At 64.7% G+C, this 22,038-nt stretch carries 29 protein-coding genes and 2 tRNA genes; 15 read left to right on the top strand and 16 right to left on the bottom strand.

Features of this window, described 5'->3' with window-relative positions; all coding sequences use genetic code 11:
* Positions 1–42 precede the first annotated feature (42 nt).
* Genes RGD00_RS17830 through RGD00_RS17840 form a run of 3 tightly spaced genes read right to left on the bottom strand, consistent with a single transcriptional unit; the run spans position 43 to position 2,388 of the window.
* The gene (locus RGD00_RS17830; protein WP_310458631.1) at positions 43–396 is read right to left on the bottom strand and encodes a VRR-NUC domain-containing protein; all 354 of its coding nucleotides are present in this window, start codon (positions 394–396) and stop codon (positions 43–45) included.
* On the bottom strand, positions 393–1,775 hold the full coding sequence (locus tag RGD00_RS17835; protein ID WP_310458632.1) for a DEAD/DEAH box helicase: 1,383 nt from the start codon (positions 1,773–1,775) through the stop codon (positions 393–395). The genes RGD00_RS17830 and RGD00_RS17835 overlap by 4 nt, the downstream gene beginning before the upstream one ends.
* Before the next feature lie 55 nt (positions 1,776–1,830).
* The gene (locus tag RGD00_RS17840) at positions 1,831–2,388 is read right to left on the bottom strand and encodes a hypothetical protein (RefSeq protein ID WP_310458633.1); all 558 of its coding nucleotides are present in this window, start codon (positions 2,386–2,388) and stop codon (positions 1,831–1,833) included.
* A 266-nt stretch (positions 2,389–2,654) separates the two neighbouring features.
* Here RGD00_RS17840 and RGD00_RS17845 point away from each other — a divergent pair, with 266 nt between their 5' ends.
* From RGD00_RS17845 to RGD00_RS17865, 5 genes are all read left to right on the top strand, one after another.
* Positions 2,655–3,539, top strand: a complete 885-nt coding sequence (locus RGD00_RS17845; protein ID WP_310458634.1) for an ERF family protein — start codon at positions 2,655–2,657, stop codon at positions 3,537–3,539.
* Positions 3,540–3,603: 64 nt separating this feature from the next.
* Positions 3,604–4,287 (top strand): lambda exonuclease family protein, encoded by a 684-nt coding sequence (locus RGD00_RS17850; RefSeq protein WP_310458635.1) that lies wholly within the window; start codon positions 3,604–3,606, stop codon positions 4,285–4,287.
* Positions 4,288–4,459: 172 nt separating this feature from the next.
* Positions 4,460–4,780, top strand: a complete 321-nt coding sequence (locus RGD00_RS17855) for a hypothetical protein (protein WP_310458636.1) — start codon at positions 4,460–4,462, stop codon at positions 4,778–4,780.
* On the top strand, positions 4,777–5,136 hold the full coding sequence (locus RGD00_RS17860) for a hypothetical protein (RefSeq protein WP_310458637.1): 360 nt from the start codon (positions 4,777–4,779) through the stop codon (positions 5,134–5,136). Before RGD00_RS17855 ends, RGD00_RS17860 begins: the two co-directional genes overlap by 4 nt.
* Positions 5,137–5,212: 76 nt before the next feature.
* Entirely contained in the window at positions 5,213–5,956 is a 744-nt protein-coding gene (locus RGD00_RS17865) for an N-6 DNA methylase (RefSeq protein ID WP_310458638.1), read from the top strand.
* Positions 5,957–6,252: 296 nt separating this feature from the next.
* On the opposite strand, the gene RGD00_RS17870 is transcribed toward RGD00_RS17865, so the two are convergent.
* Positions 6,253–6,567 carry an H-NS histone family protein gene (locus RGD00_RS17870; protein ID WP_310458639.1) on the bottom strand — a complete coding sequence of 105 codons (315 nt, stop codon included), beginning with the start codon at positions 6,565–6,567 and terminating at the stop codon, positions 6,253–6,255.
* Between the two features lie 89 nt (positions 6,568–6,656).
* Here RGD00_RS17870 and RGD00_RS17875 point away from each other — a divergent pair, with 89 nt between their 5' ends.
* From RGD00_RS17875 to RGD00_RS17905, 7 genes are all read left to right on the top strand, one after another.
* The gene (locus RGD00_RS17875) at positions 6,657–7,517 is read left to right on the top strand and encodes an ArdC family protein (RefSeq protein ID WP_310458640.1); all 861 of its coding nucleotides are present in this window, start codon (positions 6,657–6,659) and stop codon (positions 7,515–7,517) included.
* A 408-nt stretch (positions 7,518–7,925) separates the two neighbouring features.
* Positions 7,926–9,245 (top strand): TROVE domain-containing protein, encoded by a 1,320-nt coding sequence (locus tag RGD00_RS17880; RefSeq protein ID WP_310458641.1) that lies wholly within the window; start codon positions 7,926–7,928, stop codon positions 9,243–9,245.
* A 75-nt stretch (positions 9,246–9,320) separates the two neighbouring features.
* The gene (gene ssb, locus RGD00_RS17885) at positions 9,321–9,800 is read left to right on the top strand and encodes a single-stranded DNA-binding protein (RefSeq protein WP_310458642.1); all 480 of its coding nucleotides are present in this window, start codon (positions 9,321–9,323) and stop codon (positions 9,798–9,800) included.
* Positions 9,801–10,023: 223 nt separating this feature from the next.
* A tRNA-Arg gene (locus tag RGD00_RS17890) sits at positions 10,024–10,099 on the top strand.
* Between the two features lie 249 nt (positions 10,100–10,348).
* Complete coding sequence (locus tag RGD00_RS17895) at positions 10,349–10,576, top strand: hypothetical protein (protein ID WP_310458643.1); 228 nt, start codon at positions 10,349–10,351, stop codon at positions 10,574–10,576.
* Positions 10,577–10,607: 31 nt separating this feature from the next.
* Positions 10,608–10,754 (top strand): hypothetical protein, encoded by a 147-nt coding sequence (locus tag RGD00_RS17900; RefSeq protein ID WP_310458644.1) that lies wholly within the window; start codon positions 10,608–10,610, stop codon positions 10,752–10,754.
* Positions 10,755–10,826: 72 nt separating this feature from the next.
* Entirely contained in the window at positions 10,827–11,507 is a 681-nt protein-coding gene (locus RGD00_RS17905; protein WP_310458645.1) for an MT-A70 family methyltransferase, read from the top strand.
* Here the strand turns inward: RGD00_RS17905 and RGD00_RS17910 are convergent, their stop codons facing one another.
* Together RGD00_RS17910 and RGD00_RS17915 are read right to left on the bottom strand one after the other, a co-directional pair.
* Complete coding sequence (locus RGD00_RS17910) at positions 11,508–12,242, bottom strand: BglII/BstYI family type II restriction endonuclease (RefSeq protein WP_310458646.1); 735 nt, start codon at positions 12,240–12,242, stop codon at positions 11,508–11,510.
* Positions 12,243–12,245: 3 nt separating this feature from the next.
* The gene (locus RGD00_RS17915; RefSeq protein ID WP_310458647.1) at positions 12,246–12,494 is read right to left on the bottom strand and encodes a hypothetical protein; all 249 of its coding nucleotides are present in this window, start codon (positions 12,492–12,494) and stop codon (positions 12,246–12,248) included.
* Positions 12,495–12,637: 143 nt separating this feature from the next.
* Between RGD00_RS17915 and RGD00_RS17920 the strand changes: the two genes are divergently transcribed.
* The 3 genes from RGD00_RS17920 (at position 12,638) to RGD00_RS17930 (ending at position 13,911) form a co-directional block, all read left to right on the top strand.
* Positions 12,638–13,294, top strand: a complete 657-nt coding sequence (locus RGD00_RS17920; RefSeq protein WP_310458648.1) for a hypothetical protein — start codon at positions 12,638–12,640, stop codon at positions 13,292–13,294.
* Positions 13,295–13,297: 3 nt separating this feature from the next.
* The gene (locus RGD00_RS17925; protein ID WP_310458649.1) at positions 13,298–13,651 is read left to right on the top strand and encodes a hypothetical protein; all 354 of its coding nucleotides are present in this window, start codon (positions 13,298–13,300) and stop codon (positions 13,649–13,651) included.
* 122 nt (positions 13,652–13,773) lie between these two features.
* Positions 13,774–13,911 (top strand): hypothetical protein, encoded by a 138-nt coding sequence (locus RGD00_RS17930; protein WP_310458650.1) that lies wholly within the window; start codon positions 13,774–13,776, stop codon positions 13,909–13,911.
* 50 nt (positions 13,912–13,961) lie between these two features.
* On the opposite strand, the gene RGD00_RS17935 is transcribed toward RGD00_RS17930, so the two are convergent.
* The 10 genes from RGD00_RS17935 to sufB form a co-directional block, all read right to left on the bottom strand.
* Positions 13,962–14,038 (bottom strand) — tRNA-Arg (locus RGD00_RS17935).
* Between the two features lie 174 nt (positions 14,039–14,212).
* Positions 14,213–15,433 carry a cysteine desulfurase gene (locus RGD00_RS17940; protein ID WP_310458651.1) on the bottom strand — a complete coding sequence of 407 codons (1,221 nt, stop codon included), beginning with the start codon at positions 15,431–15,433 and terminating at the stop codon, positions 14,213–14,215.
* Between the two features lie 2 nt (positions 15,434–15,435).
* Complete coding sequence (locus RGD00_RS17945) at positions 15,436–16,023, bottom strand: Yip1 family protein (protein WP_310458652.1); 588 nt, start codon at positions 16,021–16,023, stop codon at positions 15,436–15,438.
* A 3-nt stretch (positions 16,024–16,026) separates the two neighbouring features.
* On the bottom strand, positions 16,027–16,527 hold the full coding sequence (locus RGD00_RS17950; protein WP_310458653.1) for a YIP1 family protein: 501 nt from the start codon (positions 16,525–16,527) through the stop codon (positions 16,027–16,029).
* Positions 16,527–17,831: a SufB/SufD family protein gene (locus RGD00_RS17955; protein WP_310458654.1), complete on the bottom strand. Its 1,305-nt coding sequence runs from the start codon at positions 17,829–17,831 to the stop codon at positions 16,527–16,529. The genes RGD00_RS17950 and RGD00_RS17955 overlap by 1 nt, the downstream gene beginning before the upstream one ends.
* Positions 17,831–18,586: a Fe-S cluster assembly ATPase SufC gene (gene sufC, locus RGD00_RS17960; RefSeq protein ID WP_310458655.1), complete on the bottom strand. Its 756-nt coding sequence runs from the start codon at positions 18,584–18,586 to the stop codon at positions 17,831–17,833. Before sufC ends, RGD00_RS17955 begins: the two co-directional genes overlap by 1 nt.
* 18 nt (positions 18,587–18,604) lie before the next feature.
* Positions 18,605–19,219, bottom strand: a complete 615-nt coding sequence (locus tag RGD00_RS17965) for a hypothetical protein (protein WP_310458656.1) — start codon at positions 19,217–19,219, stop codon at positions 18,605–18,607.
* Positions 19,212–20,048 (bottom strand): FkbM family methyltransferase, encoded by an 837-nt coding sequence (locus RGD00_RS17970; protein ID WP_310458657.1) that lies wholly within the window; start codon positions 20,046–20,048, stop codon positions 19,212–19,214. Before RGD00_RS17970 ends, RGD00_RS17965 begins: the two co-directional genes overlap by 8 nt.
* 100 nt (positions 20,049–20,148) lie before the next feature.
* Entirely contained in the window at positions 20,149–20,460 is a 312-nt protein-coding gene (locus RGD00_RS17975) for a heavy metal-binding domain-containing protein (RefSeq protein WP_310458658.1), read from the bottom strand.
* On the bottom strand, positions 20,457–22,016 hold the full coding sequence (gene sufB / locus RGD00_RS17980; RefSeq protein ID WP_310458659.1) for a Fe-S cluster assembly protein SufB: 1,560 nt from the start codon (positions 22,014–22,016) through the stop codon (positions 20,457–20,459). Before sufB ends, RGD00_RS17975 begins: the two co-directional genes overlap by 4 nt.
* Positions 22,017–22,038 lie beyond the last annotated feature (22 nt).

Consider the following 22,038-nt stretch of genomic DNA (forward strand, 5'->3'; position numbering starts at 1 on the left):
GGTCTTTGTCGATGCTCATACGTGGGTCTCCTCTGAGAGCAGTTACCACGTCAGCGCACAAAATTTAGGATAGTCCCGAAGACCTTCTGTGACACCGGCCACGGCCTGTTCGGCCGACCGCGCAACCAGGTAAAGACCGCCCGCCTTTTCGACCGCTACCTGGAACGCCCTCTGGCCCTTCCGCTGCGTGCCCTTGTCCGTCTTGACCTCGACGAACACAGGCAAGCCCAGCACCAGCCCGACGACGTCCGAAATGCCGGTCGGCCCGAGCGACACGAACACCCCGCGTTCAGTGCGCACCCGGCCGGCGTTCTGGCGCCAGAACACGCCGTGCGGGTGGAACCGCTTCGAGAGCGCCAGGAGCACCGCGTTGTGGATGTCGGTCTCGCGGTTCATAGGGCGCGCGCCTGGCGGAGCTGTTCGTGCGCGAACGCAGCTATGTCGGCGTCACCGTTGCGCTTGGCTTTGTCATAGCGCTTGCGCATGTTGTCGACGGCTGTCTGGTGGCCGAGGTAGGCCCTCATCTGGGGGATGGTCTGGCCGAGGCGCTTGCGAAGAGCGGCAGCTTCCTGTTGCTGTCGTTCGATTTCCGCTGCTTCCATCTCTTTCAATCGCACGGACTCGGCACGCGATATGCGGGTATCGCGCGCCAGTTCCGCGCCGCACTGGGGGCACTTCGACGGGCCCGCTTCGAACACCGCGACACAGGCCGGGCATTGCCGCACCGATAGGGACTCGCCGTCCTCGGTGTGCGTGTCGTCGCCCGTCCAGGCACGCTTGCCTTTGCCCCGCCAGTTTCGCTCTTGCGTGAGTGTGCCGTGGCGCAGCGTGTTGCCGACCTGGTCGAGCACCAGGCCGAATGTCTTTCCAGGCGCCGTCCTGGCCACGCGGCCGAGCTGCTGGACCCAGACCCTGGGCGACGCGGTCGGGCGCATGGACAGCATGACGCCAAGGGTGGGCAGGTCGAACCCGGCCGAGACCTTGTCGACCGAGAAGAGCAGCCCGGCGTCCGAGAGGGCGTCGATTTTGTAAGCCGCCGCCTTGTCGCTGTCCTTGCCGGTCAGCACCTCGCACTTGTGCCCCGCTTTGCGGAACCGTTCTGCGGTGTCCACCGCGTGCTTGACGTTCACGCAGAACCCGAGCGTCGGGACGCCGACGCCGTGCTCGCGGAACAGGTCGATGGAGTTCGCGAATACCTTGCCCTCTTCGAGCTTGGTCAGGACCTGGCTTTCGTCGAACTCGCCAGCCTTCACCGACACGCCGCGCAGGTCGACCAGGTTGGGCGCGAAGTAGCGAAGGGGCGAAAGGAAGCCCTGGTCCGTAAGCCACCTGGAAGACCGACCTTGGATGTGGACCCGGAAAGTGTCGAAGTTTTCGGGACTGGGGGAACCAGTGAAGCCGATGAACCGCGCCAGCGGCGCGCACGCCATGACCCGCCCATACTGCGCAGCCGACCCGCCCATGTGGACCTCGTCTATGAGCACCAGGGCTGCCGGGTTCGCGGCCAATTCGGCGCGCCGACGGTCTGCAGCCTGGACCGTCATGACCTCGACGCCCGGGAGATGGGCGGCGCGCTTGCGCAGCTGGTTGATGACCGACGAGCGGTTCGACAGGACCCAGACCCGGCGGCCGGTTCGTGAGTAAGCCTCGGCCATGGTCTCGATGAGGACGCTCTTACCGTAGCCGACCGACGCCTCAAACAGGACCCGTTGTGCGCCCTGTTTGAGAGCGTCGCTCACCTTCGCAAGGTCTTCGGCTTGGTAGTCTCGCAGCATGAAAAAGTCCCCGGCCAGACGAGGCCGGGAGGGAGTTAGGTAAAAGCGCGGCGCTTCAGAAAAAGTTGCCGTCGAATTCTTCGGCGAAGAGATCCGCAGCGCGCGCCCGTGGCTTCGGCCCGCGCTTTCCAGGTCCTTCCTTCGCCCGCTCAGGCGACGCCGCCCAGCCCAAGGCCGACGACCGACGACCGGCCAGCAGGTCGCGAACCCGGTTGTATTCCAGGCCCGTGGCATGGGCGAGCTGGGCCCGGGTTCCAGTCACGACGCGCCCGTCGCAATGCCAGAGCGTAGCGACATCGGACACCGGCCTGTCGCCCGCGTATTCGCGGATGGCGCGACGCAGCCATGCCGCCTTCCTGGTGCGCGGCAACCGGTCAAGCAGCCGGCCGATGCCCTGCGCGACACGGCCCCGCGAAATCTCCCCCGGGCACATCCGCAGCAGCAATCCCCACGCAGTGAGAGCCTCGCGTTCGCTGAGAAAACACACGTTGTCCTTGGTGCGCTTGCCGCCGAGCGCGCCAGGGAAAATCGTGTGGCGGACGCACTTCTCCAGGGTCGGAGTTTCGGAACCGCGCGCGCAGAGCAGGTCGAAGTAGGTGTTGTTGTAATCCATGGTCTGTCCTCCCTTGCGAGGCAGATAGGGAAAAGTTTCGCCCCAGAAAAACGGTCGTTGCGGGAAGAGGGCGCAATACCACAAAGCCGGTGCAAGCCGTTTCTGTTGGGAAACGGGGCGGCCCGAAAAAGCCTGAGGGCCGCCCCATTACTTTTTTCTTCGCACCCCCTCTGTGCAGGTCGAAAAATCTCCCCACCTCGCTCCTGAAGTTTTGGGAAGGCGCCCCGTTTTCCCTACTTCAAAACAGTCATCAAGGAGGAACCAACATGACGAAACATCAAACGGTCACCATCGACCAAGACACGGGCGAAGTTTTGGAGGGCACGGCCGTCGCCGTTTCCGCGCCCCAGGCCCCTGCCCCGGCCAATCCCGTGGACGCGATGCTCTCGTTCATCGAGCGCGCCGCCACGGATCCCAGCATCGACTTGAACAAGTTCGAGCGGATGCTGGACATGAAAGAACGCCTCGACGACCGCGCCCGCGAGGACCGCAACCGCGACGCGGAACGCCAGTTCTATGCCGACCTGGTGGCCGCCCAGTCCGCGCTCCCGGTCATCGTGAAGAACCGGAAGAACACCTTCAACAACACCGCCTTTGCCGACCTCGCCGCCATCGAAGACGCCGCGATGCCGGTCATCCGTGCCCACGGCTTCTCGGTGTCCGCGAAGAGCATCCCGGGCGCGGAGGCTGGCAACCAGCGCGTGGTCTTCCGGGTCGCGCACCGCTTGGGACACGTCGACCAGTTCGAGGACGACTTCCCCCTCGACAACCAGGGCACAGGCGGAAAGGCGTCGAAGACCAACATCCAGGCGAAGGGCAGCACGGTGACGTATGCGCGCCGCTACATGCTCTGCGCCTACTTCAACATCGCTATCGCCGATGGGGATGGAGCGCCGCAGCAGCGCCAGTCGGCAGCCCCGCAAATCGCGGCGCCCACCGAGCTCACGGCCAGCCAGGTCAAAACGCTTCGCACGCTCATCGAGCAGACCGACACGGACCCGAAACGGTTCCTTTCGAGCGCGAAAGCGGAGTCGCTGGAAGACGTGAAACCCGCCGACTTCCCCCGCCTGGAAGCGCTGTTGAAGCGCAAGCTCGCGGACAAGCAGGCCGCCCAAAGCACCGCACCGGCAGAAGAAAAACCGGCCGCCTGACAGTCGCGGCCGCCCGCCCGGGCGGCCCGCCAAACCCCATCGAGCAGTCAAGGAGGAAACCAACATGTTCGATTTCACACATCTGCCCACCATCACCCTGCCGAACGGCGCCCTCGCATTCCAGGGCCTCGAACAGGGCACCCACGAATGGCTGCAAGTCCGCGCGGGCGTCGCCACTGCGTCGCGCTTCAAAGACGTGCTGACCCAGCCCCAGAGCAAAGCGGACAAGGACGCCGGCAAGCCTTCGAAGACGTCTTTGACGTATGCCTATGAACTGGCCGGGGAGATCCTGACCGGCGAGCCAGCCGAGGGTTTCTCGACGGTCCACACTCGCCGTGGCCAAGAGCTCGAACCGCAGCTACGCGCTGACTACGAAATGCTCGCGGACACCGACGTCCAGCAGGTCGGCTTCGTGAAGCGCGACCGCTTCGGCGCTTCGCCCGACGGTCTGGTGGGATCCGACGGACTGGTCGAGTTCAAGACCCATTTGCCCAAGCTGCTCATCCCCATGCTCTTGGACGGCGAGTTCCCCGAGGAGCACAAGGCTCAGACGCAAGGTCAGTTGTGGGTGACTGGTCGCCAGTGGGTCGACCTGTGCGCCTACTACCCTGGCCTTCCGCTTTTCAAAGTGCGGGCCTACCGGGATGAGGAGTTCATCGCCGTGCTGGAACAGCGCCTCGCGGCGTTCGACGCCCTGGTTTCCGACACCGTCGCCCGGATCCAAGCCTACGGCCAGCCTGTGGCGTGAAAAACTTTTGACGAGGCCGCGCAAAAAAGCGCGGCCTTTTCCTGCTTGTTTTTACGGCCCGCCAAAAATCTTTGTTTTTCTCGCAGAAATCTTCACCGGTTTTGAGACCGGGGACATATCTCACTTGTATCGGAGGCGGCAGTCGCACCCGACAAAACCAGGAGAAACCACCATGGCAACCGACCGCAAAGAGCACCTCGTCATCGAAACCGACGCCAACGGCCGCACCACTTGGAAATCCGTCCCTGGCTCGGCGGTCGCTTTCTACGCCAGCGCAGACGACGGCCTCAACGGCGCCGCCGAACTCCACGCCGCAGCGGCCGAGGCCTTTGGCCTCGAAGGCGACGACCGCGTGTTGGTTGTTAACGAAGGCTGCGTTCTTGACGTTGTCAGCGTGAAGAGCCCCGAAAAAACCCGCCGCGCTGCCGACAAGCACTTTGCCGAAATCGCCGCAGATCTGGCGGCTCGCAAAGCCAAGCGGGTGGCAGCATGAGCCCCGAAATCCAGGCCCTCATCGACCAGGCCGATGCCTCCATCGCCCAGATGGAGTCCGCCCGCCTGCGCTACACCATCGCGCGGTTCAACCACGTCGTGTTGAGCGCGTCCGACTTCGCCCTCGACTTCACGTTCGAGAACAACGGCGACGGCACCCGGACGGCCATCGCCGCCCACATGACCGCGCTGTGGAAAGCGCCACAGTTCACCAAGCAGGACGCCGAGACCCTTGCCGCCGCAGCAGCCGACGGCGCTGGACGCCCCGCCAAGGCGGTGTTCATCAACGACGCGGTGGATTTGATGGTGACCAACACCCGCCAGCACATCGAACGACTGCGCGCCCTGGCCGCTTGACCCACCCTCTCCCGCCCCCACCTCCGACCCGGCCGTTTCGGCGGCCGGTCCAAACCCCTCACCCCGGAGACATCCCATGACCGCCCAAGCATTCAAAGCCGCCGACGCATTCGCCCGCCAGTTCGAGGGCACGGCGATGCGCCCGCACGAAGCCTTCCGCGCAGCCATAGAGGTGCTGTGCTGCGTCACGCTCGCGACCGTCCCGCAGTATCAGATGGAGGAGCTGGCCAAGGAGTTCGACGAAGCCATCCGCTCTTTCGAACGGTGCGGCGTGTCGCGCGAGAAAGCCCTTACCCTCGCCAAGGACTTCATGGAGGCCTTGGCTGCGGACGGTGGCGACCGGTTGGGCGACATGGCCGCACGGCTGGGCACCCTCTACGCCGGCATGGGCCAGTTTTTCACGCCGTCCTGCGTCGCGTCGCTGCTTGCAAACTTCGTGCTGCCAGACGAAGCGACCATCCGTCGCCACGTCGCGAACGGTGGGTATATGACCGCCGAGGATCCGGCCGCCGGTTCCGGTGGATTGCTCATCGCCCTCGCGCAGCGCGTGCGCGAAGCCGGATTCGACCCGCGCTTCAACCTGTTCGTCCAAGCCACGGAGAAAGACGTCCAGGCTTGGCGCATGTGCTATGTCCAGCTTTCGGCGTATGACATCCCGGCGCGTGTCGTCCTTGGCGACAGCCTGACCTTGGATCGGTGGCGCGTGGCTTACACCCCGGCCTACTGGCGCTTCTACAAGCCGCGCCGTGACCTCGACGCGCTGCTTACGCTTGCGACGCAGCCCGCACCAGAAACCCAACCACTGATGGCCGCAGAGTGATGGAGGCCCTATGACTCTTCTTGTCGTCTATGACCCCAACAACCTGGACGCCCGCGTAGCAGCGGGCGTTCTGCTTTCTGCGCTTGGCCCCGGTCGCCGTCACCGGTCGACCCTGCCCCTGCCCCGGCTCCATCGCGTGTCCGTTCTGTTTGTAGGTGCGCCGTCCGCGCCGGTGCTTGCCGCAGCGCACGCCGAGGCCCGGGCGGTGGCCGTGGTTGCGACGCACGCGGCACAGGTCACACCGCCGGGAGTCCTTTGGGCATCGGGTCCGACGCTGGAAGCGGCGGCGCGTCGGGCTACCGGATCTTGAACTCTTCCAGGCTACGGCCGGCTGCGATGGCTTCGAGCAACCACTTAGGCCGGCGGCCCTGACCGGTCCACGTCTTGATAGGATCTTCGGGGTCCATGTATTGGACCGGCGGCTGCGCCTTGATGTCCACGCCCTGCATGGTCTGGTAGATTTCGTGAAGTGAAAAGCCACGGGCCCGGAGCATCGCGTCGATTTCCCGGCGCACTTCTTTCTTCTCTTCTTCCCGTTTCTTCTTGGCCGCAGCCAAGGCGTCTTTCGCGAGCTGCTCGAGTTCTTCGGCCGAAAGTTTGCTCAGATCCATCACACGCTCCAAAGTTTCGCAGAGAGTAAGCCTGGGTGCCCGCCCATTCAAGCCCCTGTTTCCTGGTGGCGAGGAAACAGGAGGGCCAGATGGGCACTTACGAAGACGTCACGAACCGCATCGTTCAAGCCATCGAAACCGGTGCCGCGAAACCCGACGGCTGGAAAATGCCCTGGCACACGGCCGGCGGCGGGCGGCCGGTGAACGTGCTGACGGGCCGGACTTACACCGGGGTGAACACGCTGAACCTGTGGATGGACATGCAGCAGAAGGGTTACGCGTCGCCCGTCTGGGGCACGCTGCGCCAGTGGAACGAGGCCGGGGCGAAGGTGCGGCGCGGGGAACGCTCGTCGCTGGTCGTGTTCTGGAAAGACCTGCCGAAGAAAGCCGACGGCGACGAAGAGGATGGCAAGCGCTTCGTCCTGAAAACCTCGTATGCGTTCAACGCCGCCCAGGTCGAGGGCTACGAGACGCCCGAGCCTGTGGCCGTGCCACACACCCCGACCGCAGCGCAGGCGCTGGTCGAAGCCGCCGGCATCGACGTCCAATATGGTGGCGGGCGGGCTTACTACCACCAGACGCTGGACTACGTCGCCATGCCGCGCCGGTCGGATTTCTTCACCGACGCGGGGTTCCAGTCGACGTTGCTTCACGAAGCGGCACATTGGACCGGGCACCAGAAGCGCCTTGCCAGGGAATTCGGCAAAAGGTTTGGCGACCAGGCGTATGCGTTCGAAGAGCTCGTGGCCGAGTTGGCGGCGGCTTTTCTGTGTGCGGATCTCGGGGTGTCGAACGAGCCGCGCGATGACCATGCCAGCTACGTCGCCAATTGGTTGCAGGTCCTGAAAAACGACCCCCGCGCCATCTTCACCGCTGCTTCCCAAGCCAGCAAGGCGACGGAATATTTGCTTGGTTTTGCTGGGGAAAACGCAAAAAAGCGGGCCGCCTGAGAAAAAAGTTTGGCGGTTTGTTTGGAGTGAACCCACATCTTTTCTAACTGAAAGATACGGAAACAGAAAAGGACATTCGGCGGCGTAGAAACGGTTACTTCGTTCCAAGCTTTAGGTCGGTGGTTCAAATCCACCCCATGGGGAAACCCATAGGTAGCTCAGTCTGGATAGAGCAAAAGCCACAAAAGCCCGTTTCGCTTGTTTCCCCGATGTTTTGAAGAAAGAGAGATGGCGGCGGTGTAGTCTTCGGTTACTTCGTTTGAGGAACGAGAGGTCGTTGGTTCGAATCCAACTCCCCACAACCATGCGGGGGTAGCTCAGTGGTAGAGCGCTAAAATTTCCGAGACGCCAGTTTCCCCGCCATCTCTCCGCTTCAAGCATCAGCCGCTCCAACAAGGAGGACGCGCGATGCGCATGAATACCGTTCAACACTTCCACCCCAACCACCGGACCCACGGCGGCGCGCCCGCCCAGGTCGTTTCGCCCGAGCAGCAGCTTCGCCGCTTGGTGATGGCTTCCCTGCTTTGGGAAGACAGCTTCTACGTTGACGGCAAGACGTCGACGGATCTGGTGGCCGAGGCCATCAAGCGCGTCGACCCGCAGCGCGTCGGCGACATCGCCATCGAGGCCCGCGAGCAGCAGCATCTTCGCCACATGCCTTTGTATTTGGTCGCCCACCTGGCGGCCGCCCAACCTGGCGGCACTTGGTTGAAGCACGTCATCGCGCGCGTCGTGAAACGTGCGGACGAGCTGGCCGAACTCGTGGCGTTGTATTGCCAAGTCACCGGCCAGTCGCCGAAGGCCATCGGCAAGTTGCCCGCTCAGCTGAAGAAGGGCCTGGCCCTCGCCTTCCCCAAGTTCGACGCCTACCAGCTGGCCAAGTATGACCGCGCGGGGGCCATCACCCTCACCGACGTCGCGCGCCTGGTCCACCCTGCCCACACCGACGCCATCGGCGGCCTGGTGAAGGGCACCCTGTCCGCACCGGACACGTGGGAAGTTGCCCTGTCGGGCGGCGCCGACAAGAAGGAAGCGTTCACGCGCCTTCTTCAAGAGGGCAAGCTGGGCTACCTGGCGCTGTTGCGGAACCTTCGCAACATGACCGAGGCGAACGTCGACCGGTTGCTGGTGCAGGACGCCATCCTCGCCCGGAAGGGCGCAGGCAACGTGTTGCCATTCCGCTTCGTGGCAGCGGCGCGCGCGTGTCCGTCGCTTGAACCGGCCCTGGACCAGGCGCTGGTGAACAGCATCGCGGAAGCCGCCAAGCTTCCAGGCCGGACCATCATCTTGGTGGACGTGTCCGGGTCCATGGACGACAAGCTGTCGGGCAAGTCGGACCTCACCCGCATGGACGCGGCCGCCGCCCTCGCATCAGTCCTGCCGTGTGAAGATCTGCGGGTCTTCACCTTCTCCGACCGCGTGGTCGAGGTGCCCGCCCGGCGCGGTATGGCGGGCGTTGACGCGGTCATCAGGTCGCAGCCGCACGGCTGCACATACCTGGCGCAGGCCGTTCAGGCCGTGAACCAGCACGCCGACTACGACCGCCTCGTCGTCATCACGGACGAGCAAGGATCCGACGGCGCCCTTCCCCCGGCAAAGGGCAAATTCGGCGGCTACCTGGTGAACGTCGCGGCCTATGAGAACGGGGTGGCCCACGGCAAAACCTGGACGCAGGTGTCGGGCTGGTCCGAGGGCATCATCAAGTTCATTGCCGCCTGTGAACGGTGAAAAAAGACCGCCGCATCGTTTGGAGATGCGGCGGTTTTTACCCAGTTCATCAGCAAGGCAAAAGGAGAGAAGCACATGGCCGGTTCAGTCAACAAAGTCATCATCGTCGGCAACCTGGGGCGCGACCCCGAGGTGCGCACCTTCCAAAACGGCGGCAAGGTCGTGAACCTGCGCATCGCCACCAGCGAGAGCTGGCGCGACAAGCAGACCGGCGAGCGCAAAGAGCGCACCGAATGGCACAGCGTTGCCATCCACGCCGAGGGCCCGGCCAAGGTCGCCGAGCAGTATCTGCGCAAAGGCTCCACGGTCTACATCGAGGGCCAGCTGGAAACCCGCAAGTGGCAGGACCAAAGCGGCGCCGACCGCTACTCCACCGAGGTGGTGGTGCGTCCCTACGCGGGCAACCTGACCCTCCTGGGCGGGCGCGGCGACCCGGCGGCGGGTGACGACCGCCGTGCCGCCGAGCCCGGGCCCACATACCAAACAGGCCGCCAGGCCGGTTCCAATGGTGCGGCGGTCACCGGTTCCTACCTGGACGACGAAATCCCCTTCTGAGGCGCACTCCTACGGGCCGTGACTGACGGCCTCAATGCCCATCCTGCCAGCCCCGCGCCGAGGTCATGGAATATCAGGGGTAAGGTTGGGAACCAGCGCATAGGCGGCGAAAAGCCTACCGGCCCGGCGGACTTCCGGGAAGCATTCGGCCAGGTCGGCGCAAGCCGGTGCTGGCGCCGGGACCGAAACCGGCACCGGCCGGGCGGTATATCCCGGAAGCATTGTTCCGCTGGCTCAACGGATAGAGCGCGGCCCTGCGAAGGCCGAGATTCCAGGTTCGATTCCTGGGCGGAACGCCAAGCCCTGGCCGACGAGGGGTTCGACGTCGGCTTGGTGGTCCGCAGCCATGGTGAAATGCGGAGACGCAATCGGAGTCCTTGCGTCTCAAAAGAAGAGGCGGTTCAACCGCAGGATTTCAAGGGCGGTTCTTCGGAGCCGCCCTTTTCCTTATCAGATGTCGGCCAGTTTACCGGTGCGTATCGCCACCGTTAGGCGGCGCAACGGTGGACATACACACCATTAAATCCCCCACATCAAAGGAGGCACCCATGTTCTGGGCAGGTCGTGTCAACGCCGTTCTGGCAATCATCACCTTCGTCGGCCTCGTCGTCGTATGGTCCGTCCAAGGCCCCGGCGCGGCAGCGGGTTGGCTCATCGTCATGGTCCTGGTGCGCATCGGGCTCCGGATCCTCGACACGGTCTGGACGGCCATCACCGGCAATCCACTCATCTACCAGGTCAAGATGCTCGACCGGGACCGTGGCAACGATGTGTGAACCAACCTGGCGTAGCATCGGGGTCGTCCTGATGCCTATCGTGGACATCCGCTATGTGCGCAAGGCGCGGGCGAACGAAAACGCCCCGCCGCCGGGGCCACCTCGCCGCCTGCCCGCGCCCGAGTTTCTGGCGCTCGCAAACGGCGACCCGGAAGAAGAACCGCCCCCGGCCGCCTGACGGCCGGAATCGGATTGAGAATCTGCCTTTTGCGTGCAAGAAAGGACGAAACACAAAATGAGGGAGGCGGGCATGACTGCGGCCAAAGACCTTGAAGCCTTCCTGGGCAACGACAAATTCTCGACGGTCATGGCCGACCCGCCTTGGCGTTTCCAGAACCGCACAGGCAAAATAGCGCCTGAACACAAGCGGTTGGCGCGCTACCCTACGATGGAACTTGAAGAGATTTGCGCCCTGCCGGTGGCGAAGCACCTGGAAAGCCGGGCGCACTGCTATCTCTGGGTGCCGAACGCGCTGCTGCCCGAAGGGCTTCAAGTGCTGAAAGCCTGGGGATTCGAATACAAGTCCAACATCGTCTGGGAAAAGGTGCGCTATGACGGTGGCCCGGACGGGCGCGGCGTGGGCTTTTACTTCCGGAACGTGACGGAAATCCTGCTCTTCGGCACGCGCGGCAAAGACGTCCGCACGCTGGCGCCTGGACGCCGGCAGGTGAACTTCATCGAACAGCCCGAGCCGAAGGAGCCCGACGGCGACCTGTTGAAGACCCGCAAGCGCGAGCACTCCCGCAAACCAGACCAGCAATACGACATCATCGAGAGCTGCAGCTGGGGCCCTTACCTGGAACTCTTCGGGCGCGGCAGGCGCAAAGGCTGGACGGTCTGGGGCAACCAGGCGGACGACGACTACAAGCCCAGCTGGCCGACGTATGCACACAACAGTGGCACGGACGCGTCGCGCACTGCGGCCGAGTAGCTATTCCACGATCACGCCCACAGGCAAGCCAATCAGCAGGAGTGGGCACGGGTTGCCCACCCCGCGCCTGATCCGGTCTTCCAGCTTGGACCAGTGCGTTGTTGCAGCACCGAACTTGTCTGCCACGAAATGCTTTGCAAAGGCCTCCGCGAACGGAACCTGCGCATCGACTTGTTTTTGGACCGCATCCCGCTGACGCCGGGTGCGGTCTTTCATTTTGAACGCCTCGACCATTTCTTCCTCACCGACGAAGCCGTGCTTCACGATGCAGCGCTGAACCAGGCCAAGCATCGACGCTTGCAGAGAGGCGCCACGCGTGATGAGAACGCCCACCGAAATCGCCGACTGGGCATGGAGGCGCTGGAAGTTCTCGAGGTCCCTGTCAAAGAAAGGGTCCTTGTTGTTCCATTCGATTTCCAGCGCGATTGTGCCCCCGTCTGCTCGTCGGACGTGGTCGATTTCGTGGCTGTTCGCAACGGTCTCAACCCCGTCGACAATGAGGCGGAAGTCGAAGTTGTGCTTTGGCCAGCCAGCGGTGTAGAGGCGCCGCCGTAGGCGCTGCGTCGACTGTGCTTCGCCTCCTCCGGATCCGACCAGCTCTTCGACCGGAATCCTTACATCAAGCAGCGCTTCTTCAAGCTCCGCCGCGACTTCCGGGAAATCGACTGTGAGAATAGCACCTGCGTGGTTGCGGATGGCGACGTCGAATCCGGCGGCAATGAGGCGTTGGAACATGCGCTACTCTGTGAACAGGGCCTTGTCCCAGCTGGCTATCAGCTTGTCCCCGAGGTTGTCCATGTGCGGGTCATGGACAATGAGCCAAGCCATCGCCGGGTCTTTCGACAGACCCGCAATAAAGCGCCCGTAATCCGGGACAGATTCCAAAAGCACACCGTAGCCACGATGGTGGTAGCGGCCCTTATATTCGTCCATCCACTCGCCAATCCCGATTTTCTTGACAGCTTTCTCGAACGCCTTCGGTGACACCACCTTGCCTCCTTACCTGTTGCTTTGCCTCGCTAATACCGTCGCAAGACTTTTAAGTTTTCGCAACCGTGCATTGTTTGGAGCGCGCGTTTTTCTTCCCTAACTGACCTTCGAGGCAGTGGCAAAAGGGAGGAAACCAAGCCATGAAAACCTTCGAGGAAATCGACCCACACCTTCAAATCATCAACGACATCGACCAGCACAAAGACTCCGGTGCGCTCGACCGCCGCAGGGCAATCAGCGGACTGGTCTACCGGCTCGCGGATGAACTCATTGCGGGCCACCCCGCACCACGTTCCGACGACCCAGGCTATTTCACGCGCATCGACGGGCTTGTTCCTGCTCTTGCCAATGAACTGGTCCGCCAGCACGACATGGCCATCGCCCACCGCACCCACCTGGCCGAGCGCCTGGAAGCGGACGGCGGCGAGAACGGTGCCAAGGCTGCGGCCATCCTGCGCGAGATGAATGCCGTGGCAGACAGCAAGGCGGCTCTCTTGCGTGCTCGTGGAGATAGCTACCAGCCAAGTGGCGAGACGTCGGACGAAGTTGCCCTACCGAAGCGCCAGGTCACCGCCTTCGAGGCAGCCCTACGCAAAAGAGGTAACGAGATCCGTGTGGCACGCGCTGCGCGACAAGCGGAGGAAGCGGCCGAGTTGCGCGGCTTCTATGAGGGGCGAAACCAGGCGTGGCGCTTGCTGATGGAGAACCAGAAGCGCCACCCGGACACCATCAAGGTGTCGCGTGCCTTCCTGGGCGACTTCCAGCGCGACCTTCTTCACATGCAGAAGGAGAGCTGAACCATGTTCGGAATCATACCAACCCCGGACGAAATCGCCGAGATGCGTTCGAACGCTCGCGACTTGGCCGATATGATTTGCGCTCAGTCCCGACAGCTCGGTGAGGATGATGGTCAGGGCCGACTCTTCACCAGCTACGTCGAAGAGCTTGGCGGCCCCAATGGGCCGAAGGCGGCGGCAATCATGCGGGCAATGGTCCAGGCCGCGAACAACCACGAGTCGCAGGGGGACATGCCCGAGCGGATGTATGACTTCCTGAAAGCCAACTACGACCGCATGAAAGCGGAAGGCGGGCCAGGCCCTCGGATGGAAGACGCGGTGGAACTCTACAACCGCACCGTCAAGGTAGAGGGCTGACCATGCGCGGAGGCGGAAGACCAACCAGCAACACTCGGCCCGTGCAGCCGCCACCACCGAAGCGCGGACACACCCCAAGCCCGGACGCCAAGCTGCCACCGGATCCGCCGCCACCAAAGCCGATGACGAGACAGGACACCATCACACTGACGCGCGATGAGTTGGAGGCCTTGGTCCAAAAGGAAGTCAGGAAGGCCTTGGCCGAAGACGCATCCGAGCGGCGATTTCACTCCATCTGGGGCGACGACTACCGCCCATGACACCAAACGCAAACGCCACCCCAAGGGGCGGCGTTTTGCTGTGGAGGAAGTGGCGGTCCCAGCACGATTCGAACGTGCGGCCTCTACCTTCGGAGGGTAGCGCTCTATCCAGCTGAGCTATGGGACCGTGGTTTCTGTGCGAGTTTCTGTGCGGAGCCTCGCGTCGAGTGTCTTTCTTCCTTACTTTCTTGGCCCCCGGAGCAATAGCCTTCTGCCTTCGGAGGGCAGCACTCTATCCAGCTGAGCTACGGGTGCCTGCGCGGGGGTATATCGGCTTGCGGTCCGGGCCGCAACGGGGAATTCAGGCGAAAAGTTCGTGGCAGAGTTCGAGGGCCGAGACCAGCGCGTCCACCTCGGATCTTGTGTTGTAAAGGCCGAAGGACGCACGGCAGGTCGCCGTCAGGCCCAGATGCGCCAGCAGCGGCATCGCGCAATGCGTGCCCGCCCGCACCGCCACCCCGCGCTGGTCGAGCACGGTGGAGATGTCATGCGCATGCGCCGCACCTTGCAGGGTAAAGCTGAAGATCGCCCCCTTGCCGGCCGACTGCCCCTGCACGTTCAGCCAGTTGAGCCCCGCCAGCCGGTCGCGGGCATAGTCGCGCAGGTCGCGTTCGTGGGCGGCCACATTGGCCATCCCCAAACCCATCAGATAGTCCAGCGCCACGCCCAGGCCGATCTGCTGCACGATGCCGGGGGTGCCGGCCTCGAACTTCATCGGCGGGTCGGCATAGGTCACGGTGTCGCGCGAAACCTCGCGGATCATGTCGCCGCCGCCGAGGAAGGGGCGCATTTCCGCCATCCGTTCCGGCGCGATCCAGATCGCCCCCGACCCCGAGGGGCCATAGAGCTTGTGCCCCGTGATCGCATAGAAATCGGCGCCGATGGCGGTCAGGTCCACCGGCATGTGCACCGCCGCCTGGCTGCCGTCGACCAGCACCGGCACGCCTCTGGCGCGCGCGCCCGCGCAGATCGCGGCCACATCCACCACGGTGCCGAGGACGTTCGACATATGCGTCACCGCCACCAGCCGCGTGCGCGGGCCGATGGCGTCGATCACCGCCTGCGGGTCCAGATCGCCCTTCGCGTCGACCTCGACCCATTTCAGCACCACCCCCTGACGTTCGCGCAGGAAATGCCAGGGCACGATATTGGCGTGGTGTTCCATCACCGACAGCACGATTTCATCCCCCGGCTGCAACCGCGGCGCGGCCCAGGCATAGGACACGAGGTTGATCCCCTCGGTCGCGCCGGTGGTGAAAACGATGCCGTCCTCGGCCGGCGCGTTCAGGAAGCGGGCGATGGTGCCGCGGACGGATTCGTATTTCTCTGTCGCGAGGTTCGACAGGTAATGCAGGCCCCGGTGGACATTGGCATATTCCTGTTCATAGGCGCGCGTCATGGCGTCGATCACCACCCGCGGCTTCTGCGCCGAGGCGCCGTTGTCCAGATAGACCAGCGGCTTGCCGTTCACCTGCCGCGACAGGATCGGGAAATCGCGGCGGACCGCATCGACATCATACATCGTCATACCCCCGGCGGGGCGCCGATGATCGCCCCCAGAAACATCGCCAGAACGATGGCCAGCACGAAAAAGGCAAGCACGATCGCCAGAAACACCCGGCCCAGCACCGGAAAGCCGTGCAGTTCGGCGACAAAGCAGGTCAGCAGCCAGAAGAAAAGGCCCATCCCCAGAATGCCGATGATATTGGCCAGCGGCGGCAGGATCAGCGCAGAGACCAGTTGCAGCACTTGCAGGCACAGCAGCACGAACTGCAACCAGACCACCAGCAGCAGCGCATCGGCGAACCGCCCCTGCCCGCCGCGCCAGCGCCCCAGATGATGCACCAGCCCGGCGGTGACGACCAGCACCCCGCATTGCAGCATCGCAAAGGGCACCGGGCCGGGCAGGATCCCCTGCGCGGCCCCCTGCCCGCCCGTCAGCATCGCCAGCGTCAGATGCGCCAGCAGCGACGACAGCGCCGCGATCAGCGCCAGCGCCATCCAGCGCGCGGGCATCGGCAGGCCCATCGCCATCAGCCGGCGCGCCACGCCGCGCGGGTCGGCCAGCGTGTCGCGCAAGAGCGCGGTCAGAACGGGCAGCGAAAGCTCCATGCGTCAGTGTCCTTGCGGTTGGCCCGCGCGCCCGGCCTCTGCCAGCGCGCTGAGCCACAGAAACAGGAAAACGGCCCCCACCGCCAGCCCCACCACGATCTGCGCCGCGCCGGGGCCGACGAAGCCCGCCACCAGCCCCTGGAACAGCATCAGCGGCGAAACCGCCAACAGCGACCAGAACAGCGCCAGCCGCGCACCGAACCCGCTGCCCCGCCCGCCGAAGGCCCGCGCCGCCAGATGGCTGAGCGCGGCCAGAAGATAGGCGAACAGCGGGAACAGGAACATCGTGCTCATCAACGCGCCGCCGAGCCGCGCGTCGAGCGGCGTCGAGGGATCCAGATGCGCCGCCCGTGCCAGCCCCGGCCATTGCGCGACGAAGATCAGCAGGCAGGCGGCCATCAGCACCGCCAGCGCCCGGTCCTCGCGCACGCCTTCGGCCAGATGGGCGCGCATCACGCCCCGCGGGTCGCGATAGGTGGTCAGGATGCGCGCCGCGACCGACATCAGCCGTTCCTGCGTTCCAGCCAGCGCCGCAGGCGGGACCGCAGTTCCTCGGCGATGTCCGTGTTTTCCACCTCGTCGATGGCCTCGGCCAGGAACGCCTCGATCAGCAGCTGTTGCGCCGCGCGCAAAGGCACCCCGCGCGAACGCAGGTAATAAAGCGCCGTCGCGTCGATCGCGCCCGAGGTGGAGCCATGGCTGCATTTCACGTCGTCGGCGTAGATTTCCAGTTCCGGTTTCGCCAGGAACTGGCTTTCCTCGTCCAGCAGCAGGCTCTGGCTGATCTGATAGCCGTCGGTTTTCTGCGCCTGCGCATGGACATGGATCTTGCCCTGGAACACGCCCACCGCGCCGTGTTTCAGCACCTTCTTGAACACCTGCCGGCTTTCGCAGCGTTCCGCGCCATGGATGACATAGACGGTATCGTCGTGCAGGAACGCGCCATCCCCCACCGCCGCGCCCGCGACATGGGCGATGGCATCGGGGCCGGTCAGGTCCACCACCGCTTCATTGCGCGTCAGCCGCCCGTTCGCCGTCAGGGTAAAGGACTTGAACAGCGACCGCGTACCGAGCCGGGCGAACATATGCGTCACCGCACGGCGGTCGCGGTCGCGGCCCTGCACGCGGACATGGTGGAACCGCGCGCCATCGGCCACGTCCACCTCTGTCACGGTGTCGAACCGCGCGGCGCCGGGGCCGTTTTCCAGAAGCGTCAGGTCCGCCCCCGGTTCCAGCCGGATGACATGGTGCAGCATCACATCGGACGTGTCGCGGGTATAGCGGTAGATCAGCGACACCGGCCGCGCCGCCTGCCCGGTGACGCGGATCAGCACGCCATCGCGGGCATAGGCCGTGTTCAGCGCCGCGAAGGGCCGCGCCACCGGGGTCTGCCCCCGGGCCTCCAGCACACCGTAAAGGTCGCGCGCCCAATGGATGTCGGTCGCCCCCGCATCGGCCAGACGGGCGATTTCCACCCCCGCCATCACCGGATCGTCCGACGCCGCCGCATCGAACACGCCATCGACAAAGACCAGCCGCAGGCGGTCCACATCCTCGAAGGCGGGTTTTTCGTCGCGCAGCTGGAACGGGGTCGAGGGCAGCGCCGTAGCCGCGTTCAGCGTCGCCGGGTCGGTATAGCGCCAGTATTCGTCCCGCCGCAGCGGCAGGCCCATGCCCGCCAGCCGCGCCGCCGCCGCCCCGCGCGCCGCCGTCAGCCACTGCCCCGCGGGCCCCGGCTGCGGCAGGGCGGCAAGGCGCGTCTCCAGCGCCTCTTGCCGCTGTTTCATCTGAACCGCTGCAAGCGCCATCACGCGACCTCCGCCAGGATACCGGCATAGCCGTTGCGTTCCACCTCCAGCGCCAGATCCGGCCCACCCGATTTCACGATCCGGCCCCCGGCCATGATATGCACCACATCGGGTTTGATATGGTCCAGAAGCCGCTGGTAGTGCGTGATCACAAGGAAGGCCCGCCCCGCATCGCGCAGCGCGTTCACGCCATCGGACACCAGTTTCATCGCATCCACGTCGAGCCCGGAATCGGTTTCGTCCAGAATGCACATCTTGGGTTCCAGCATCGCCATCTGGAGGATCTCGTTGCGCTTCTTCTCGCCGCCCGAAAAGCCCACGTTGACCGGGCGTTTCAGCATCTCGGCGTCGATCTTCAGCGTCCTGGCCTTTTCCCGCACCAGTTTGAGGAAATCGCCCGCGCTCATTTCAGCCTCGCCGCGCGCCTTGCGCTGCGCGTTCACGGCGGTGCGCAGGAAGGTCATGTTGCCGACGCCCGGGATTTCCACCGGATACTGGAACGCCAGGAACAGCCCCGCCGCCGCCCGCGCCTCGGGCTCGATCTCCAGCAGGTCCACGCCGTCGAGCGTGGCGCTGCCCTCCGTCACCTCATAGCCGTCGCGGCCCGACAGGACATAGGACAGCGTGGATTTTCCCGAACCGTTCGGGCCCATGATCGCATGCACCTCGCCTGCGTTCACCACCAGGTCGACCCCGTTCAGGATCACCTTGTCGCCTTCGGCCAGTTTCACGTGCAGGTTCTTGATTTCCAGCATCTTTCGTCCTTTCCGGCGTCACACCGGACGCATGTAGAAGTTCATCACCCATCCCAGCCTATCGACGGGAAAGGGCGTCGGTTCCAGGTCGAACCGCGCCATGCGCCCGATCATCATCGCGGGCCGCAGGAAGGGTTCGACCGCATGATAGGCCTTGCGGCCGCGGTAGTCGTCCACCAGCGCCACCACCGGCCGCGTGATGCGGAAGGCGGTGGTCAACAGACAGGCGACACGAAACCGCCCGTCGATCAGCACCACATCGGGGTGCAGGAAATCCGGCCGGTCCCAGACGGAAATCGGATAGCCCGGCCAGCGGCGGAACGCGCGTTCATCCGCCGGGCGGCCCCATTCGACGGTGGGGCCGATATCGGCATGGTGCAGGCGGACATCGGCGCGCGGCGGCTCGACCGCGAACCAGTCCTGCAACCGCGCCACATGCGCCGGGTCGCTTTCGACGGAAAACACCGTCTTGCCCGGCATTTCCGCCGCCAGCACGGTCGATCCGCCCGCGCCGTATTCCAGAATCACCCCCGCCTCGGCAAAGGCCCCGGCGACATGGGCGGCCTCGGGTTCCGGCATGGTCAGCACGGGGCGCTGCGGCAGCGCATCGGCCTCGGGGGCGGGGTCAGCCATGGCGCGCCTCCTCCTCCGCCGGGGCCTGCGGCAGGAACTCGGCATAGCCCGCCGCCAGCCCCTTGCGCCCGCCCCCCCGCGCCGAAAGTTCGTCGAGGCACCACAGCACCAGATCGTCGCTGCCGAACACTCCCGCCGCCAGCAGCGCCAGATGCGCAAGCTGGTCGTCGCCCAAGACCGCGCGGTCCTCGAGGCAGCGGATATAGACCGCATCGCCGTCGATCAGCTGCGATCCGATGGCCCGCGCATCCACCTTGCCGCGCTGCGAATGGTGCAGCATGCGCGCCTTCTGGTGCAGGAAGCGGTGCAGCACGAACCCCTGTTCGCGCAACGCCCGGTCCAGTTCCCACAGCGCCGGTTCGCCCTCGTAGAGGCGATAGAACCGCATCTCGGCCACCACCGCCACCGCCTCGGACAGCCGGTCGCGCGCGCCCTCCAGCACCGCGACCTCCGCCCCCTGCGCATCCACCTTCAGCAGGTCGAGCCGGGGCAGATCCGCCATGTCGTCCAGCCGCCGGGTCTGGATCGGCTGCACCGTTTCCGTGCCCAGATGGCGGCGGAAATGGCCCAGATACCCCACCGCCCGCGCCGACAGCGGAAAAAGCGAGGACATTTCCGACGCCGGATAGGCATGGAACATCGCCGCCCGCCCGTCGCCCACCGCATGGGGCAGCACCCGCACCGCCGGATCGTCGCCGGGCAGGCGCGCAAAGGCGGCGGCGTTCGGCTCGAACCCCCAGACCTCGGCCAGCCCCGCCTGCACCAGCGCGCCATAGACCGGCTTGCCAAGCGGGTTCGCCCCCACATCGGCAATGCGCAGCCGGCGCAACGGTTGCAACCGCCGCCCGAGCCAGTCGATTTTCCGGTCCCTTCCGCGCATCGCCCTCACGCGCCCATGCCTCTGCGGTCCCGCAGGAACCGCTGCCCGTTCAGCCTATCCGCACCGCCGTGCCCGAGGCAGAGACCATCAGCATGTTGTTGATGACCTCGTAATCCAGATCGACACCGATCACGGCATTCGCCCCGCGCCCGGCCGCGCGTTCCTCCATCTCGCGCAGCGCGGTTTCCCGCGCCTTGGCGAGTTCCTTCTCATAGGCGCCCGAGCGGCCACCGAGGATGTCGGTGATGCCCGCGAACAGGTCGCGCACGATATTCGCGCCCAGAATCGCCTCGCCGGTGACGATGCCGAAATATTCGGCGACGCTGTAGCCCTCGACCGACGGGGTGGTGGTGACGATCATCCGACCGACCCTTCCAGCGAGATCGCCACAAGGCTCTGCGCCTCCATGGCGAATTCCATCGGCAGGGCCTGCAACACCTCCTTGCAGAAGCCGTTGACGACCAGCGCCACCGCCTCTTCCTCGTCCATCCCGCGCGACCGGCAGTAGAACAGCTGATCCTCGTCCACCTTCGAGGTCGTCGCCTCGTGTTCCACCCGCGACGATGCGTTGCGCACCTCGATGTAAGGCACGGTATGCGCGCCGCAGCGGTTGCCGATCAGCAGGCTGTCGCACTGGGTATAGTTGCGGCTGTCGGATGCCTTGGCATGCATGCTGACCAGCCCGCGATAGGTGTTCTGCGCCCGGCCCGCGCTGATGCCCTTGGACACGATGCGCGATTTCGTGCGCTTGCCCAGATGCACCATCTTGGTGCCGGTATCGGCCTGCTGCGCGTTGTTGGCGATGGCGATGGAATAGAATTCCCCCTGCGCATCGTCGCCGCGCAGGATGCAGGAGGGGTATTTCCACGTGATCGCCGACCCGGTTTCCACCTGCGTCCACATCACCTTGGACCGGTCGCCCCGGCAATCGGCGCGCTTGGTGACGAAGTTGTAGATCCCGCCCCGGCCCTCTTCATCGCCCGGATACCAGTTCTGCACCGTGGAATATTTCACCTCGGCATCCTCCAGCACCACGATTTCCACCACCGCGGCGTGCAGCTGGTTGGTGTCGCGCTTGGGCGCGGTGCAGCCTTCCAGATAGCTGACATAGGACCGCTTGTCGGCGATGATCAGCGTGCGTTCGAACTGCCCGGTGTTTTCCGCGTTGATGCGGAAATAGGTCGACAGTTCCATCGGGCAGCGCACGCCCTCGGGGATATAGACGAAGGACCCGTCGGAAAACACCGCCGAATTGAGCGTGGCGAAATAGTTGTCCGACTGCGGCACCACGGTGCCGAGGTATTTCTTCACCAGATCGGGATAATCGCGGATCGCCTCGGAGATCGGGCAGAAGATGACGCCGGCCTTCTTCAGCTCCTCCTTGAAGGTGGTGCCGACCGAAACCGAATCGAAAACCGCATCGACCGCGACCTTGCGCCCCTCTGCCGCCGTGGCCTCCGCCCCCTCGACCCCGGCCAGAACCATCTGCTCCTTCAGCGGGATGCCCAGTTTCTCGTAGGTCGCCAGGAGCTTGGGGTCCACCTCGTCGAGGCTTTTCGGCTTGACCGACATGCTCTTGGGCTTGGCGTAGTAATACTGGTCCTGATAGTCGATCGACGGATAGTTCAGCATCGCCCAGGTGGGCTCTTCCATCGTCAGCCAGCGGCGATAGGCGGCCAGACGCCATTCGGTCATCCATTCCGGCTCGCCGTTCTTGGCGGAAATCAGGCGCACGATGTCTTCCGACAGGCCCTTGGGGGCATATTCGGTCTCGATATCGGTTTCCCAGCCGTATTTGTACTTGCCGGCCATCGCCTGCACGGTCTCGACCGTCTCGCGGTCGACACCTTCGCGCAGGTCGTTCGGCGGCCCCGCCTGCCCGATGTCGTCGAGCCCCGTCTTGTCCAGCGCAGCCATCGGCCATCCTTTCCTTCAAGGG

Source organism: Ruixingdingia sedimenti, assembly GCF_031432425.1.
Lineage (GTDB): Bacteria > Pseudomonadota > Alphaproteobacteria > Rhodobacterales > Rhodobacteraceae > Ruixingdingia > Ruixingdingia sedimenti.

Bases quoted from the DNA above. Each gene is read 5' to 3' on its own strand.
- RGD00_RS17940 (WP_310458651.1), bottom strand. From the start codon at position 15,433: ATGTATGATGTCGATGCGGTCCGCCGCGATTTCCCGATCCTGTCGCGG.
- RGD00_RS17945 (WP_310458652.1), bottom strand. From the start codon at position 16,023: ATGGAGCTTTCGCTGCCCGTTCTGACCGCGCTCTTGCGCGACACGCTG.
- ssb (WP_310458642.1), top strand. From the start codon at position 9,321: ATGGCCGGTTCAGTCAACAAAGTCATCATCGTCGGCAACCTGGGGCGC.
- RGD00_RS17865 (WP_310458638.1), top strand. From the start codon at position 5,213: ATGACCGCCCAAGCATTCAAAGCCGCCGACGCATTCGCCCGCCAGTTC.
- RGD00_RS17900 (WP_310458644.1), top strand. From the start codon at position 10,608: ATGCCTATCGTGGACATCCGCTATGTGCGCAAGGCGCGGGCGAACGAA.
- RGD00_RS17910 (WP_310458646.1), bottom strand. From the start codon at position 12,242: ATGTTCCAACGCCTCATTGCCGCCGGATTCGACGTCGCCATCCGCAAC.
- RGD00_RS17830 (WP_310458631.1), bottom strand. From the start codon at position 396: ATGAACCGCGAGACCGACATCCACAACGCGGTGCTCCTGGCGCTCTCG.
- RGD00_RS17930 (WP_310458650.1), top strand. From the start codon at position 13,774: ATGACGAGACAGGACACCATCACACTGACGCGCGATGAGTTGGAGGCC.
- sufC (WP_310458655.1), bottom strand. From the start codon at position 18,586: ATGCTGGAAATCAAGAACCTGCACGTGAAACTGGCCGAAGGCGACAAG.
- RGD00_RS17840 (WP_310458633.1), bottom strand. From the start codon at position 2,388: ATGGATTACAACAACACCTACTTCGACCTGCTCTGCGCGCGCGGTTCC.
- RGD00_RS17850 (WP_310458635.1), top strand. From the start codon at position 3,604: ATGTTCGATTTCACACATCTGCCCACCATCACCCTGCCGAACGGCGCC.
- RGD00_RS17880 (WP_310458641.1), top strand. From the start codon at position 7,926: ATGCGCATGAATACCGTTCAACACTTCCACCCCAACCACCGGACCCAC.
- RGD00_RS17875 (WP_310458640.1), top strand. From the start codon at position 6,657: ATGGGCACTTACGAAGACGTCACGAACCGCATCGTTCAAGCCATCGAA.
- sufB (WP_310458659.1), bottom strand. From the start codon at position 22,016: ATGGCTGCGCTGGACAAGACGGGGCTCGACGACATCGGGCAGGCGGGG.
- RGD00_RS17925 (WP_310458649.1), top strand. From the start codon at position 13,298: ATGTTCGGAATCATACCAACCCCGGACGAAATCGCCGAGATGCGTTCG.
- RGD00_RS17855 (WP_310458636.1), top strand. From the start codon at position 4,460: ATGGCAACCGACCGCAAAGAGCACCTCGTCATCGAAACCGACGCCAAC.
- RGD00_RS17845 (WP_310458634.1), top strand. From the start codon at position 2,655: ATGACGAAACATCAAACGGTCACCATCGACCAAGACACGGGCGAAGTT.
- RGD00_RS17955 (WP_310458654.1), bottom strand. From the start codon at position 17,831: ATGGCGCTTGCAGCGGTTCAGATGAAACAGCGGCAAGAGGCGCTGGAG.
- RGD00_RS17870 (WP_310458639.1), bottom strand. From the start codon at position 6,567: ATGGATCTGAGCAAACTTTCGGCCGAAGAACTCGAGCAGCTCGCGAAA.
- RGD00_RS17950 (WP_310458653.1), bottom strand. From the start codon at position 16,527: ATGTCGGTCGCGGCGCGCATCCTGACCACCTATCGCGACCCGCGGGGC.
- RGD00_RS17920 (WP_310458648.1), top strand. From the start codon at position 12,638: ATGAAAACCTTCGAGGAAATCGACCCACACCTTCAAATCATCAACGAC.
- RGD00_RS17905 (WP_310458645.1), top strand. From the start codon at position 10,827: ATGACTGCGGCCAAAGACCTTGAAGCCTTCCTGGGCAACGACAAATTC.
- RGD00_RS17975 (WP_310458658.1), bottom strand. From the start codon at position 20,460: ATGATCGTCACCACCACCCCGTCGGTCGAGGGCTACAGCGTCGCCGAA.
- RGD00_RS17965 (WP_310458656.1), bottom strand. From the start codon at position 19,219: ATGGCTGACCCCGCCCCCGAGGCCGATGCGCTGCCGCAGCGCCCCGTG.
- RGD00_RS17895 (WP_310458643.1), top strand. From the start codon at position 10,349: ATGTTCTGGGCAGGTCGTGTCAACGCCGTTCTGGCAATCATCACCTTC.
- RGD00_RS17860 (WP_310458637.1), top strand. From the start codon at position 4,777: ATGAGCCCCGAAATCCAGGCCCTCATCGACCAGGCCGATGCCTCCATC.
- RGD00_RS17835 (WP_310458632.1), bottom strand. From the start codon at position 1,775: ATGCTGCGAGACTACCAAGCCGAAGACCTTGCGAAGGTGAGCGACGCT.